This window comes from Streptomyces sp. BoleA5 (genome assembly GCF_000373665.1).
Taxonomy (GTDB): domain Bacteria; phylum Actinomycetota; class Actinomycetes; order Streptomycetales; family Streptomycetaceae; genus Actinacidiphila.
Genome location: NZ_KB892115.1, coordinates 81,532 through 96,613, shown reverse-complemented (window position 1 = coordinate 96,613; position 15,082 = coordinate 81,532). Strand labels below are relative to the sequence as shown.

9 protein-coding genes are annotated in these 15,082 nt (G+C 73.2%); 1 reads left to right on the top strand and 8 read right to left on the bottom strand.

Annotation, left to right across the window (positions count from 1 at the left end):
* The 8 genes from B085_RS0127175 to B085_RS0127140 all read right to left on the bottom strand — a co-directional run.
* The coding region (locus B085_RS0127175; RefSeq protein WP_018561768.1) for a flavodoxin-dependent (E)-4-hydroxy-3-methylbut-2-enyl-diphosphate synthase at positions 1 to 622 on the bottom strand (622 nt) is incomplete at its 3' end.
* Positions 623 to 723: 101 nt separating this feature from the next.
* Entirely contained in the window at positions 724 to 2,049 is a 1,326-nt protein-coding gene (locus B085_RS0127170) for a M50 family metallopeptidase (protein ID WP_026251488.1), read from the bottom strand.
* On the bottom strand, positions 2,046 to 3,326 hold the full coding sequence (dxr, locus tag B085_RS0127165) for a 1-deoxy-D-xylulose-5-phosphate reductoisomerase (protein ID WP_018561766.1): 1,281 nt from the start codon (positions 3,324 to 3,326) through the stop codon (positions 2,046 to 2,048). The genes B085_RS0127170 and dxr overlap by 4 nt, the downstream gene beginning before the upstream one ends.
* A gap of 89 nt (positions 3,327 to 3,415) precedes the next feature.
* Positions 3,416 to 5,353: an acyl-CoA dehydrogenase family protein gene (locus B085_RS0127160; RefSeq protein ID WP_018561765.1), complete on the bottom strand. Its 1,938-nt coding sequence runs from the start codon at positions 5,351 to 5,353 to the stop codon at positions 3,416 to 3,418.
* 121 nt (positions 5,354 to 5,474) lie between these two features.
* Positions 5,475 to 7,667, bottom strand: a complete 2,193-nt coding sequence (locus B085_RS0127155; protein WP_234018664.1) for a M48 family metalloprotease — start codon at positions 7,665 to 7,667, stop codon at positions 5,475 to 5,477.
* Positions 7,668 to 7,815: 148 nt separating this feature from the next.
* Positions 7,816 to 9,261 carry an aldehyde dehydrogenase family protein gene (locus tag B085_RS0127150; protein ID WP_018561763.1) on the bottom strand — a complete coding sequence of 482 codons (1,446 nt, stop codon included), beginning with the start codon at positions 9,259 to 9,261 and terminating at the stop codon, positions 7,816 to 7,818.
* A 90-nt stretch (positions 9,262 to 9,351) separates the two neighbouring features.
* Positions 9,352 to 10,896, bottom strand: coding sequence for a PucR family transcriptional regulator (locus B085_RS0127145; protein ID WP_018561762.1), 1,545 nt, complete (start codon positions 10,894 to 10,896; stop codon positions 9,352 to 9,354).
* 165 nt (positions 10,897 to 11,061) lie between these two features.
* Positions 11,062 to 13,305: an ATP-binding protein gene (locus B085_RS0127140; RefSeq protein WP_420706628.1), complete on the bottom strand. Its 2,244-nt coding sequence runs from the start codon at positions 13,303 to 13,305 to the stop codon at positions 11,062 to 11,064.
* Between the two features lie 287 nt (positions 13,306 to 13,592).
* Here B085_RS0127140 and gabT point away from each other — a divergent pair, with 287 nt between their 5' ends.
* A complete protein-coding gene (gene gabT, locus B085_RS0127135) occupies positions 13,593 to 14,924 on the top strand; it encodes a 4-aminobutyrate--2-oxoglutarate transaminase (protein WP_018561760.1) in 1,332 nt (443 codons plus the stop codon).
* Positions 14,925 to 15,082: the final 158 nt, after the last annotated feature.

The following is a 15,082-nucleotide window of genomic DNA, read 5'->3' as shown; positions in this document are numbered from 1 at the left end:
GCGCCGCCAGCAGCCGGTACGCGTTGACCATCACCACCGGGTCGTTGTGCTTCACCGAGATCTTGATGTCCCGGAAGCCGTGCTCCTCGAACAGCGAGCACTCCCACAGCGCCGACTCNACCAGCGCCTCGGGCGTGGCCNTGCCGTACTTCTCCAGCAGCCGCTTGTCCAGCGACCCGGCGTTCACCCCGATCCGGATCGGGGTGCCGGCGTCGGAGGCCGCCCTGGCGATCTCCTTCACCTTGTCGTCGAACTGCCGGATGTTGCCCGGGTTCACCCGCACCGCCGCACAGCCCGCGTCGATCGCCGCGAACACGTACTTCGGCTGGAAGTGGATGTCCGCGATCACCGGGATCTGCGACTTCCTCGCGATGGTGGCGAGGGCGTCGGCGTCGTCCTGCGAGGGACAGGCCACACGGACGATCTGGCAGCCGGACGCGGTGAGCTCGGCGATCTGCTGCAGCGTGGCGCCGATGTCGGCCGTGACGGTGGTGGTCATGGACTGGACGGAGACCGGGGCGTCGCCGCCGACCGCGACCGACCCGACCTGGATCTGGCGGCTCTTGCGGCGGTCTGCGAGCTTGATCGGCACGGACGGCATCCCGAGCGAAATCGCGGTCATGTGCGTGGCATCCCCAAAGTACGCGGATCGAGGTCCCGGCGGCGTGGGCGGGCTCCGTTGAACGAGACTACGTCACCCCACCCACGCCTCCGACATCGCGCCTAGGTCAAACGCACCGGATTGATGAGATCCGCGGCCATGACCAGTGCCGTGAAGCAGATGAAGATGCCCGCGACGACGTAGGCGACCGGCATCAGCTTCGCCACGTCGAAGGGGCCCGGATCGGCACGGCGGAAGACCTTGGCGAACTTCCGGCGGACGGACTCCCACAGGGCGCCCGCGATGTGCCCGCCGTCGAGCGGCAGCAGCGGGAGCATGTTGAACAGGAAGAGGGCCATGTTGATCATGGCGAGCAGGTTCACCATCGTGGCGACCTTCTGCGTGGCCGGCAGCGGCAGCGAGAAGATGTCGCCGCCGAGACGCGCCGCACCGATCATGCCGACCGGGGAGTCGGGCTGCCGCTCGGCGCCGCTGAAGACTGCGTTCCACAGGTCGGGGATCTTGCCGGGGAGCGCCGCGAGGGACCGGACACTCTCCTCGGCGGTGGTGCCCATGTGGTCGATGGACTGCCCGAAACCGTACGTCACCACGCCGTCCGCGGGCGTGAAGCCGAGGAACCCGGCCTGGACGTACTGGTCCTTGACGATGCCCCCGTGCCCGTCGGTCTTGACGACCTTGTTGGGGATCAGGTTCGCGTGCAGGTCGACGGTCTTGCCGTCGCGCACGACGGTGATCGTGGCGGGGCCGATGGTCTTGCGGATCTCCTGCTGCAGCACCGTCCACTGGCTGTCGTCGACCTTCACTCCGTTGAAGGCCACGATCCGGTCGCGCTGCCGTAGACCGGCCGCCTTGGCGGGAGCGGCCGGGTAGTCGCCGCGGGTGCAGGGGTCCTTGGCCTTGAGGGCCTGGGTGTCGGACGCGGGGATGACACAGTCCGATACCGAGCCCACCGTCGTCGTCTGGGTGGGGATGCCGAAGCCCATGAAGAGCGCCAGGAAGAGGCCGAAGGCCAGGATCAGGTTCATGAACGGGCCGGCGAACATGACGATCACGCGCTTCCAGGGCTTGCGCGTGTAGAACATCCGGGTCTCGTCGCCGGGCTTGAGCTCCTCGTACGCCGCGGAGCGGGCGTCCTCGATCATGCCGCGGAACGGCGAGGTGGAACGGGCGGCGATCCGGCCGTCGTCTCCGGGCGGGAACATCCCGATCATGCGGATGTAGCCGCCCAGCGGAATCGCCTTGACGCCGTACTCGGTCTCCCCCTTGTGGCGGGACCAGATGGTCGGCCCGAAGCCGACCATGTACTGCGGCACGCGGATCTTGAAGAGTTTGGCCGTGGAGAGGTGGCCGAGTTCGTGCCAGGCGATGGAGGCCAGAAGCCCGACCACGAAGACCGCGATCCCCAGACCCCACATGAGTCCTGTCATACGTGTGCTGCCTCCGTCGTCGCCTGTTCCGCAGCCAGTTCCCGGGCGCGGGCCCGCGCCCAGTTCTCCGCCTCGAGGACGTCCTCCACGGTGAGGGAGGTTCCCTCGGCGGGAGTTCCGTGCTCCTCGACCACCCGTGCGACGGTGTCCACGATGCCCGTGAAGGGCAGCGTGCCCGCGAGGAACGCGGCCACGCACTCCTCGTTGGCCGCGTTGAACACCGCGGGGGCGGTACCCCCGAGGCTACCGACGCGGCGCGCGAGCGCCACCGCCGGGAACGCCTCGTCGTCGAGCGGGAAGAAGGTCCACGTGGCCGCCTTGGTCCAGTCGCACCCGGGCGCGGCGTCGGGCACCCGCTCGGGCCAGCCGAGGCCCAGCGAGATCGGCATCCGCATGTCGGGCGGGCTGACCTGGGCCAGCGTGGAGCCATCCGTGAATTCCACCATCGAGTGGATATACGACTGAGGGTGGACGACGACCTCAATGCGGTCGAAGGGGATGTCGAAGAGCAGGTGGGCCTCGATGACCTCCAGGCCCTTGTTCACCAGGGTGGCCGAGTTGATCGTCACCACCGGGCCCATGTCCCAGGTGGGGTGGGCCAGCGCCTGCTCCGGGGTGACCCCGGCCAGCTCCTCCTTGCCCCGGCCGCGGAAGGGGCCGCCTGAGGCGGTCACGACGAGCTTGCGGACCTCGGCACGGGAGCCGCCCATGAGGGCCTGGAAGAGCGCGGAGTGCTCGGAGTCGACGGGCACGATCTGGCCCGGCTTGGCCACGGCCTTCACCAGGGGGCCGCCGACGATCAGCGACTCCTTGTTGGCGAGGATCAGGACCCGCCCCGCCTCCAGGGCGGCCAGCGTCGGGCGCAGCCCGATCGAGCCGGTGATGCCGTTGAGGACGGAGTGGCACGGACGGCCGGCCAGCTCGGTGGCGGCGTCGGGTCCGACGAGGATCTCGGGCAGGGGCTCGGTGCCGTAGCGCTCGGCCAGCGCCTCCCGCAGCGGTCCCTCCGCGTTCTCGTCCGCGACGGCGACCGCCCGGACGCCGAGCTGCAGCGCCTGGTCGGCGAGGAGCCCGACCCGGCCGCCCGCGGCGGACAGGGCCACCACCCGGAAGCGGTCGGGGTTGCGCAGGACGACGTCGATGGCCTGGGTGCCGATCGATCCGGTCGAGCCCAGCACGACGATGTCGCGGGGGCCGTCATGGGGGCCGTCGTGGGCGCCGCCGGCCGCGTCCGGTCCGGGCAGCCGCAGGTGGGGGTCGGCGAGAGAGTCCGTCATCCCCCCATTGTGTCCGGTCGCCGACACGGCGGGGGCACCGCCTCCGCGAAGGCGGTGCCCCGCGCGCCGGGGGCGCGTTCCCCGTCCGGTCAGCGGATCGGCCGGTGGACGTTCTCCTTGCCGGAGGCGCCCGGGGTGGTGTCGGCGATCCACGGACCGTCGCTGGAGGGGTCGACGATGCCGGACTCGAGCCAGGTGTAGGCGCCGCCAAGGACCCCGTCGACGACCTTGCGGTCGATGGCGTCGGTGTTGGTCCACAGACGGCCGAACAGCTCCTCGACACGGATCCGCGACTGGCGGCAGAAGGCGTCGGCGAGCTGGTAGGCCTCGCGTCCGTTCTCGCCCCTGGTGCGGAGCATCTCGGCGCGGACGCAGCTGGCGCTCATGGCGAACAGTTCGGCGCCGATGTCGACGACGCGGCCCAGGAAGCCCTGCTTGGTCTCCATCCGGCCCTGCCAGCGCGACATGGCGTAGAAGGTGGAGCGGGCGAGCTTGCGGGCGTTGCGCTCGACGTAGCGCAGGTGGGCGGCGAGGTCGGGGTGGCCCGCCGGGTGGAAGGAGGAGTAGGCACCGGGGATGTGGCCGGGGCCGGCCACCAGCTTCGGCAGCCAGCGGGCGTAGAAGCCGCCCGCCTTCATGCCGGCCCTGGCCTTGTCGCCGAGCGCCTTGTCGGGGTCGATCAGGTCCCCGGCGACCGACAGGTGGGCGTCGACGGCCTCCCGGGCGATCAGCAGGTGCATGATCTCCGTGGAGCCTTCGAAGATCCGGTTGATCCGCAGGTCGCGCAGCAACTGCTCGGCCGGGACGCCCCGTTCGCCGCGGGCAGCGAGGGAGTCGGCGGTCTCGAAGCCGCGGCCGCCGCGGATCTGGACCAGTTCGTCGGCCATCGTCCAGCCCATCTCGGACGCGATGAGCTTGGCCAGCGCGCCCTCGATGCGGATGTCGTTGCGGTCCTCGTCGGCCATCTGGCTGGACAGCTCCATGACGGCTTCGAGCGCGAAGGTGGTCGCCGCGATGAAGGAGATCTTCGCGCCGACGGCCTCGTGGCGGGCGACAGGCCTGCCCCACTGCTCCCGGGCGGCCGACCACTCGCGGGCGATCTTCAGGCACCACTTGCCGGCCGCCACGCAGGACGCGGGCAGTGACAGGCGGCCGGTGTTGAGGGTGGTGAGGGCGATCTTCAGCCCGGAGCCCTCGGGGCCGATGCGGTTCTCGGCTGGGACCCGCACCTGGTGGAAGCGGGTGACGCCGTTCTCGATGCCGCGCAGCCCCATGAAGGAGTTGCGGTTCTCGACGGTGATGCCCTCGGAGCCCGCCTCGACGACGAAGGCGGTGATGCCGCCCTTGTGGCCCTCGCTCTTCGGCACCCGCGCCATGACGACCAGCAGGTCGGCGACGACGCCGTTGGTGGTCCACAGCTTCACGCCGTCCAGGACGTAGGAGTCCCCGTCGGGGACGGCCGTGGTCGCCAGGCGCGCGGGGTCGGACCCCACGTCGGGCTCGGTGAGCAGGAAGGCCGAGATGTCGGTGCGGGCGCAGCGCGGCAGGAACCGCTCCTTCTGCTCCGGAGTGCCGAACATCTTCAGCGGCTGGGGCACGCCGATCGACTGGTGCGCGGAGAGCAGCACGCCGATGGCGGGGCTGGCGGAGCCGACGAGGGCCAGCGCCTTGTTGTAGTACACCTGGGTGAGGCCGAGGCCGCCGTACTTGGGGTCGATCTTCATTCCGAGGGCGCCGAGCTCCTTCAGCCCGGTGATGACCTCGTCGGGGATCCTCGCCTCACGCTCGATCAGGCCCCCGTCCACCTTCGTCTCGACGAAGTCGCGGAGCTTGGCGAGGAATTCCTCGCCGCGCTGGACCTGCTCGGTCGACGGTGTGGGGTGGGGATGGATCAGGTCGAGCCGGAAGCGGCCCAGGAACAGTTCCTTGGCGAAGCTCGGCTTTCGCCATTCCTGTTCGCGGGCGGCCTCTGCGACCTGGCGCGCTTCGCGTTCGGAAACGGTGGGGCGGGCGGATGCTGCGGACATGGGGGCGTCACCTCGCGTCGGTTACCGACCGGTGCTACTTGTTCGTTAGTACCCCGGTTCCGGCATGGTCACCAGCCCTCGCGCACGGGGCGCGGAGTGCCGGCGACCTTCCGACGGTGTTTCAGGCCGACGCGAGCAGCTTGCGCAGCGGCGTGGTGTCCGGGGCGGAGCCGCCCTCGGCGACGGGGTCGGCGAGGGCGTCGACCGCGGAGCCGAACTCCGCCTCGTCGGTGCCGTCGGCAAGCACCAGCCGCACTCCCTGATCCCATGTCAGTTCCCAGTGCGCGGCGCCGGATTCGGCGAGGGCGAGACCGGCGAGGGCGGCGGTGCCCGCGTGCAGCGCGCCCTCGGGCAGTCCCTGCGCCACCGCCGGGAGGCGGCCCTCGTCGGCGGCGTCGAGCAGGGCGGTCACCGTCGGCTCGGCGCCCGCGGCCGACAGCGCGGAACGCAGCGGCGCGGCGTTCTCGGCGAGCAGCAGACGCACCGCAGGATCCGCCAGGGCGCTCCACTCCACTCGGGTGAACGCCTGGCTCTCGGGGCTGAGGGTGGCCATCTCCAGGGCGATCAGCACCTGGTCCCGGTCGTGCAGCAGCTCCAGGGCAGGCCGGTCCTGCCCGGCGGGCACGGTGCCCGGCTCGTCGGCGGGCGCCGCCTCGACGAGGCGGACGCGCTCGGCGATCGGGGGGTGGGAGTCGTACGGGGAGCGCTGCTCGCGCGGCAGACGGGAGCGCAGCCGGTCCAGCTCCGCGCGGCGCTCGGGGTCGGACAGGAAGCGGGGCAGGCCGCCGTAGACCTGTCCGGCGGGCGGCAGCAGCCGGGCCGGGGCCCCGAAGGCGGCGTACTGCCGCATGTAGTGGTCGAAGGCGGCGTCCAGGACCGGGATCTCGCGCAGCGCGGAGGCGGTGGCGTCCCGCCCGGCGAGCCGTACGGCGGCCTGGTCCGCGGCGAGCTCCTGGGCGCGGCCGACGCTGTGCGAGGCGCGGAGGTAGAACCTGGCGTAGGCGGTGTAGATGGCCGCCATGGCGCGGTAGGTGATGCCGGCGCCCGAGGCGTCGACCTCCTTGGCCTTGCGGCCCTTGGCCAGTGCCTTCGCGGCCCGCTCCTCCTGGCGTGCCTGCTCGCGGCCCCGGGTCCGGGCGGCGCGCTCCTCGAAGTGGGCGATGGTGCGCAGCATCCGCTCCTGGCCGCGCAGGGTGATCGCGGACAGCCGTGTGTCGCTGTTGCCGTAGTGGCCCAACTCGTGGGTGAGGACGGCGTGCAGCTGGCGCTCGGTCAGCCCGGCGAGCAGCGGCACGCCGATGTACATGCGGCGGCGGCCGCCGACCAGGCCGAGGAGGTGGGACTTCTCGGAGACGGCGGCGTTGACCTCGCCGACGAGGACGATCTCGTCCGGCGCGCGGGTGCCGTAGCGCGCGGCCAGGTCGCGGACGGCCGCCCACAGCTCGGGCTGCTGCGCCTCCGTGACGGGGACGCCGGAGGGGCCGTCGTCCTGCGGGCGGCGCAGCATGAACATGCCGCGGACGATGGGGATGGCGAGGACGGCGGTGACGATGACGACCTTGCCGGTGAGTCCGCCCACGCCCCAGGAGGCGACCAGGACGTCGATCCCGGCCAGCACCGCGAGCAGCACCACGCCCAGCAGGTAGAAGCCCGCGAGCAGCACCAGGGCGCGCACGGCACGGAACGTGGAGCCGCCGGCGGGGGCGGACCCGCTTCCGGAAGGCGGCGCGGCCTCGACGCGCACCGCGCCCTGCGGCACCCCGTCGTCGGCCACGCCGTCAGGGGAGGTGAGGGAGGAGGCACCGACCGTCGCGGCCGGGACGCCGAGGGCCGCGCACACCCGGCGCAGCAGTTCGTCCGTGCCCGGCTTGGCCTCGCCGGGGCGCGGGTCGTTGCGGACCTCCGCGAGGGCGGCGCCCGCCTCGGGGCGCCCGAACCACTGCGCGCAGCGTGCGGCCAGGGCGTCCCACTGGGCGCGGTGCTCCGCGTACTCCTTGGGATCGGTGGGCGGCTCCCAGTCCGCTGCCCACACCATGCTCTGGCTGCCCTCGCCGTCCGGGCGCACGAACACCGCGTACGCGACCTGCGGGGTCGCCACCAGCACCAGGGCCGGCGCGTCCAGCCGGCGGGCCAGCTCGCGGCCGGCCGGCACCACGTCAGCGATACCGATGCCCTCACCCTCGGTCACCGGCGCGTCGAAGAGCACTCCGGTACCGCCGTCGCCTCCGGCGACCCATCCGCCGACCGGTCCCCCGGCCACGGCCTCCGCGGTCGCCCCGGCCTCCGCCGTGCAGACCACCGCATACGTTGCCACCTTGCGTTTCCCCTCCCTGGCGCCTCCCCGGCGCCGTGCGTGAGAGCGACACTTTACGTGCGCATGCCGACAGCGCGCACAGCGCGGCCGGGACGCACCGCACATGCGCCCCGGCCGCTGGAAGGGGTGGCTCCTCCTGCCGTGGTGGCTACAGGGCGAGACCGGTCAGGACCATGACCCGCTCGTAGGTGTAGTCCTCCATGGCGTACTTGACTCCCTCGCGGCCCACTCCGGAGTCCTTGACGCCGCCGTAGGGCATCTGGTCGGCGCGGTAGGAGGGCGCGTCGCCGATGACGACGCCGCCGACCTCCAGCTCCCGGTGGGCACGGAAGGCGGTCTGCAGGTCGTGGGTGAACACACCGCACTGCAGGCCGAACCGGGAGTCGTTGACGACCGCGAAGGCCTCGTCGGGGCCGTCGACCTTGTGCAGGGACAGAACGGGGCCGAAGACCTCCTCGGTGGCGATGATCGCGTCCGCCGGAAGGTCGGCGAGCACGGTCGGCTCGTAGGCGGCGCCGTCGCGCCGGCCGCCGGTGAGCAGCTTGGCGCCCTTGCCCAGCGCGTCCTCGACCCACGACTCCACGCGCTCGGCGGCCTTCTCGTCGACGAGCGGCCCGACGTCGGTGGCGTCGTCCGAGGGGTCGCCGGTGACCTGGGTGCGGACCTTGGCGACGACCTTCTCCACCAGCCGGTCGTACACGGACGCGTCGGCGACGACCCGCTGGACGGAGATGCAGGACTGGCCGCCCTGGTAGTTGGAGAAGGTGGCGATACGGTTCGCCGCCCACTCCAGGTCCTCCTCGGAGGACCAGTCGGCCAGGACGACGGCGGCGGCGTTGCCGCCCAGTTCCAGGGCGATGTGCTTGCGCGGCACCGAGTCCATGATCTGGTACCCGACCCGGTCGGAGCCGGTGAACGAGATGACCGGCAGCCGCTCGTCCCGGACCAGGGCGGGCATACGGTCGTTCGGGACGGTGAGCACGCTCCACGAACCGGCCGGCAGGTCGGTCTCGGCCAGGATCTCGCCGAGGAGCAGCGCGGACAGCGGGGTCGCCGGGGCCGGCTTGAGGATGATCGGGGTGCCGACCGCGATCGCCGGGGCCACCTTGTGGGCCACCAGGTTCAGCGGGAAGTTGAACGGCGCGATGCCGAGCACGGTGCCGCGCGGGAAGCGCCGGGTCAGCGCGAGACGGCCCGTGCCTCCCGCGTCGGTGTCCAGGCGCTGGGCCTCGCCGCTGTTGAAGCGGCGCGCCTCCTCCGCCGCCCAGCGGAAGACGGACACGGCACGGCCGACCTCCCCGCGGGCCCACTTGACCGGCTTGCCGTTCTCCGCGGTGATCAGCCGGGCGATCTCCTCCGTGCGCTCGGCCAGCCGCTTCGACACGTGGTCCAGGGCCGCGGCCCGCACGTGGGCGGGGGTCGCGGCGAACTCCGCCTCGACGGACTTCGCCGCGGCGACCGCCTCCTCCACCTGGGCGGGGGTCGGCACGCCGACGGAGGCCACGACGCTGCCGTCGTACGGGTTCACGACATCGAAGGTGTCCTCGCCGGTGGCGGGGCGGCCGGCGAGCCAGAAGGCGGTGGGGGTGCTCATGCGGACCACGGTAGGGCGGGCGACAGCCGGCCGGTCTTGTCCAGCGCGTAGAAAGCACCTCACCCGATGCGACGTTTTGGCAGGCCCCGCTCAGCCGCCGGATTTCAGGGCCAGCCACAGCTCCATGCGGACGTCCGGGTCGTCCAGCGAGCGCCCCAGGATCTCCTCCACGCGCCGCATCCGGTAGCGCAGTGTGTGCCGGTGGACCCCCAGGTCCGCCGCGGCGGCGTCCCACTGCCCATGCCGGGACAGCCACGCCCGGAGCGACGCGACCAGGTCACCCCGGGCAGTGGCGTCGTGCTCGCGCAGCGGCCGCAACAGGCCGTCGGAGAACGCCCGTACGGCGTCGTCACCCAGCAGCGGCAGCACCGAGCCGGAACCGACCTCATCGTGCTCGACCAGACTGCGGCCACGCCGCCGGGCGACCGCCAGCGCGCGCTCGGCCTGCTCGTGCGCGCCCGGGACCCCCGCGGCACCCACCGCGGCGGACAGCCCCGCCACCAGGTCGTCGCTCCCGTCCACAGCCGCCACACAGGCCGGCATCACCTCGCCGCCGGCGGCCGCGAGCACCGTCAGACGGTCCTCCTCCCGGACCGCCAGCACGGGCTCCGCGGACCGCATCCCGGCCGTCTCCACCCGTTCGGCCAGCAGCCCCACCGCGTCCCCCGCGGCCTCGGCCGCCTCCGCGCGTTCCGCGACCAGGACGCGCACGGGGGCGTCGAACAGCCCGCCGTACAGCCGGCCGGCCACGGTGCGGGCGTGCTCGGGCTCGCCGGCCAGCAGCATCCGCAGCAGTGCGGCGCCCAGGCGCTGCTGCGTGTCCTGCAGCGCGCGGGACTGCTCCAGCGACAGCGTCAGCAGCGCGACGGCGGCGTGCACGAGGTACCGGGCGGAGGTGTCGGGCCGCTCCTCCGTGCCGACCGCGAGGAACCCGCGGGGGCGCCGGCCGGTGCCCAGCGACTGCAGTTCGACGCGGTCCTCCGTGCCGGCCGGGCCCGCGACCGCCGCGCTGGCCGGGGCGGGCCTGCCGCGCAGCCGCTCGACCTCGCCGGCGAGCCGCGCGGCCCGCCGCCCCGCCCACTCCGGCGCCGCGGCCACCACGGCGCCCGACGCGTCGTACAGCGCCGCCCAGCCCTTCAGGTGCGCCGCGAGCCGCGACAGCAGCGCCGTCGTCCCGTCCGGCGCGAGCGCCGCCCGGGTCAGCTCCCGCTGCGCCTCGAACCCCGCGGTCACCGCCTTGTACCGCTCTGCGGCGATCTCGGCGGAGACGGCCTTGCTGATCGCGATGAACGGGGTCCTGTGCGGCACTTCCAGCAACGGCAGCCGGTGCGCGGCCGCGGCGTCCACGAGCGCCTGCGGCACGGCGTCGTGGCTCACCCCCACGCCGAACCCCAGGCCCACGACACCGGCGCCGGCCAGGCGCGCCACGTACTGGCCGAGTGCCTCGGGCGAGCCCATGTCCAGCTTGAGGCCCGTCGTGAGCAGCAGTTCGCCGCCCTCCAGGTACGGGGCGGGGTCGTCCAGCTCGCTCGTGTGCACCCAGCGAACGGCGGCCTCCTCCAGGCGGTCGCCTCCGGCGAGGACGGCCAGCTTCAGGGCGGGGTTCCGCAGCAGCGAGGCGAGCGTGGGCGGCACGGGCTTTTTCTCCATCTCGGAGTGCGTTCACATCCGATTCTGCCTCACCGTATACCTGCGGTGCCGGGCCGTCTTCGTGTGCGGGTGCGTCGTGGTTGCGGTTGGGGTCTCTCTCCCGCCGCAGGCGCAGACAACCCGCACACGACAACCGGCCGCGCACAAGGATTACGCGCGCAAATCCACAAGCACCGGCGCCGCATGCTCCCCGTCCACCGCCGTGAGGGAGACGACGGCGTGCCCAGCGGGGACCGCGTGCGCGAGGTCGGACGCGGACCACCGCTCGCGCTCGACCCGGCGCACCGTCACCGACTCCGCCGTGACCGCCTTGCCCGTCACCAGGCGCCGCACCGTGTGCAGCACCCGCGTGAGCGGCTCGTCCGCGATGATCTGACGGTTCGTCACGTCCTGGACGTCCACCCACTCCTTGCCCCACACCTCCGCGAACCGGGCGCCGTCCCAGGCGGTGACCCCGGCGAGGGCCGCCCGGCAGCCGACGGCGCCCAGCAGGGCACCCCGGAGCGCCTCGGGGACGTCGTCCAGCGTGCGCAGCGTGAGCACCGCGCCGGCGTTGGCGGAGCGCATGCGCTGCAGGCCGCGCACGGATTCGGCGGTCACGGTGTGGGAGGCGTCGTCGAGGACGAGGCAGGCGAACAGGGAGCGGTCCCGGCGGGCCGCAGCGCACTCCGCGAACTGGGCGAGGACGAGCCGCGCCAGCATCCGGGAGACCTCGGCGTGGCCCCGTTCCGGGAGGTCGATGCGGACCCGCAGCGGGTGTTCCAGACCCCGCAGCGAGAACGGGTGGCTGCCGCCGGTGGTGTCGAAGAACCCGGCGAACGCGGGCCGGTCGAGCAGCGCGATGCGGTCGGCGAGCAGGGGGCCCGCGTCACCGGGCCGGGCGGACTGCCGTTCCCGCGCGTCGAGTTCGCGCAGCTGTCCCTGGGCGGCCGCACCGCGGGCCTGCAGGGCGGAGCGGAGCGCGGCCAGTGCGGAGGGGGTGCCGTCGAGGAGTTCGCGCAGTTCGGGGACGGAGGGGAAGCGGCCGTGGGCGGCGTGGAAGGGCCCGAGGAGCTGGGCGAGGGCGGTGGCGGCGCGCCGGCTGTCGCCGCCGGGCAGCGCCGCGGTGAGGTCGCCCACGAGGGCCTCGGCGAGGAAGCCCGCGGCCTCGTCGGGGTCGGCGGTGCCGCCGTAGAGGTCGAGGTCGTACGCGGAGTCGGGCTGGCCGATCTTGACGACGACGTCGAAGGACTCGTCCGGCGCGAGCCGTGCCCCGTCGGTGCCGACCACGACGACGGCCGCCCGCCCGGCGAGTGCCTGCAGGCACATGAGTTCCAGCGCGGGCCGCACGAAGCGCACGGTCTTGCCGGAGCCGGGCGGCCCGACCGCCAGCAGGGACGTGCCGAGGACGGACGGGTCGAGGGCGTAGCCGGCGCCACGGTGGGTGCGGGGGTTGCGTTCGTCGTCGGGGGCGGCGCCGATCCGCACCTGTCCGGCGAGCAGGTCGTGCCGGGCGGTGCGGGCGGGCAGGTCGCGGGCGCCGGACGGGTGGGCGCAGGCGGCGGCCCCGTACCGCAGGACGGTGTCGGTGAAGGCGGTCAGCCGGCCGGGTTCGGAGCGTACGGACTGCCAGGCGCGGGAGAGGCGGGTGAAGTCGACGTCGTTCATCAGCCCGGCGCGGGCGTCCTCGGCGAGCCGGTCCGCGGCGTCGGCGGCGCCGCCCAGGCGGAGCGCGGGGAAGGCGGCCGGATCCTGGGCGGGGTCGGCGGGTTCGCGGCCCGCGGCCGTCCGCTCCTCCTCGCGGGCGCGCCGGAGCGGCGCGGTGATCCAGCGGCGCCACAGCTCGGCCCAGCGGCCGACGCGGGCGAAGAAGACCAGCAGGGCGCCGCCGATGAGCGCGTAGTAGAGGTACGAGGCCCACAGGTAGGCGGTCTGGTTGCCGCCGGCCTGCCGCCACGATTCGGGGGTCAGGGCGAGCAGTGGCCAGAGCCAGTAGCTGCCGAGGTAGCCGTTCCACAGCAGGGACCACAGCAGCCAGCCGCCGAGGAAGGAGATCAGGGCGCCGGCGACGAGCTGGCGGCCCGGCACGGCGTCCGGGTCGGCGGCGGGGCGGGGGCGGTGGCCGAGGCGCCACACGCCGGGGGCGGCGGCGGGGCGCGGGGCGCGGAGCCAGGCGAGGAGGCCGGAGCTGTCGGGCGCCCCGGACGGCACGGACCCCGCGGGGGCGTGCCAGGTGCCGGCGCCGGGACGGGTCCCCTGCTGCGGCGGGGGTCCGGGGGGCGGTGGGGGCGCGGCGAAGGCGGCGGGGGCTGCCTCGCGCCGGGCGTCCCGCTCGCCGCGGCCGGGATCGGCGGGGCCGGGCCGGGCACCGGGCACGGGGGGCGGTCCCGGGTGCGCGGGCGGGGCACCCGGCATCGGCCGGGCACCGGGTACCGGCGGTGTGCCCGGTTGCGGGCCGGGGCCTCCGGGCGGAGGCGCCGCGGGCTTCTCGTGCGTACCGTCGCGTTCCATCTCGTGTGCCACCCCTCGCAGGTCCGCACTCAATGTAGTCGAGCGGCCACCGCAGTCTGAAGGATCTTGGCACGCTCATGTCCGCCACGTCGAAGAGGCGTTCCGCAGTGCGCCCTATCGGAGTGTGCGAGGCTCCGCCGTACGGGCTTAGCCTGCGAGAAAAGACCACGGTTCGAAGGAGTACGTCCGCCATGACCGATCTGGCCCAGGAGCGTCGACTCGTCACCCCGATCCCCGGCCCCAAGTCGCAGGAGCTGCTGGCGCGCAAGACGGCGGCGGTCCCGAGCGGTGTCGGCGTGACCCTGCCCGTCTTCGTCACCCGCGCCGGTGGCGGCGTGCTGCAGGACGTGGACGGCAACTCCCTGATCGACTTCGGTTCGGGCATCGCGGTGACCTCGGTCGGCAACAGCGCCGAGGCCGTGGTGCGCCGCGCGTCGGCGCAGCTGGCCGACTTCACCCACACCTGCTTCATGGTGACGCCGTACGAGGGGTACGTGGAGGTCGCCGAGGCCCTCAACGAGCTGACCCCGGGCGACCACGAGAAGCGCACCGCGCTGTTCAACTCCGGTGCCGAGGCCGTCGAGAACGCGGTGAAGATCGCCCGCGCGTACACCAAGCGCCAGGCCGTGGTCGTCTTCGACCACGGCTACCACGGCCGCACCAACCTCACGATGGCGCTGACGGCGAAGAACATGCCGTACAAGCACTCGTTCGGCCCGTTCGCGCCCGAGGTCTACCGCATGCCGCTGGCCTACCCCTACCGCTGGCTGACCGGTCCGGAGAACTGCGCGCAGGAGGCGGCGGCCCAGGCGATCGACATGATCACCAAGCAGGTCGGGGCCGAGAACGTGGCCGCGATCGTGATCGAGCCGATCCAGGGCGAGGGCGGCTTCATCGAGCCGGCCAAGGGCTTCCTGCCGAAGCTGGCGGAGTTCGCGCGGGAGAACGGCATCGTCTTCGTCGCGGACGAGATCCAGACCGGCTTCTGCCGCACCGGCCAGTGGTTCGCCTGCGAGGACGAGGGCATCGTCCCGGACCTGATCACCACCGCCAAGGGCATCGCCGGCGGTCTGCCGCTGGCCGCGGTGACCGGCCGCGCCGAGATCATGGACGCCGCGCACTCCGGCGGCCTCGGCGGCACCTACGGCGGCAACCCGGTGGCGTGCGCCGGTGCGCTCGGTGCCATCGAGACGATGAAGGAGCAGGACCTCAACGCCAAGGCGCGCCGCATCGGCGAGATCATGCTCGGCCGGCTGCGGGGCATGCAGGAGAAGTTCGAGATCATCGGTGAGGTCCGCGGTCGCGGCGCCATGATCGCGATCGAGCTGGTGGAGCCGGGGAGCAAGACCCCGAACGCGGCCGCCACGGCCGCCGTGGCCAAGGCCTGCCACGCGGAGGGCCTGGTGGTCCTGACCTGTGGCACGTACGGCAACGTGCTGCGCTTCCTGCCGCCGCTGGTCATCGGCGAGGACCTGCTGAACGAGGGCCTGGACATCATCGAGGGCGCGCTCGCGCGGCTGTGACCAGGTACTTCGCCCGTGACCGAGTGTGTGCGACACAGAGCGTGAAGAAGGTGTGCGGGCCTGATGGCGGGAGGGTGCAACCCCTGCCCGGCGGGCTCCCGGTGACGTACGGTTTCCACAGTTGGAAGAAACACCCCGTCTGCGGAAGTCCGCGGGCG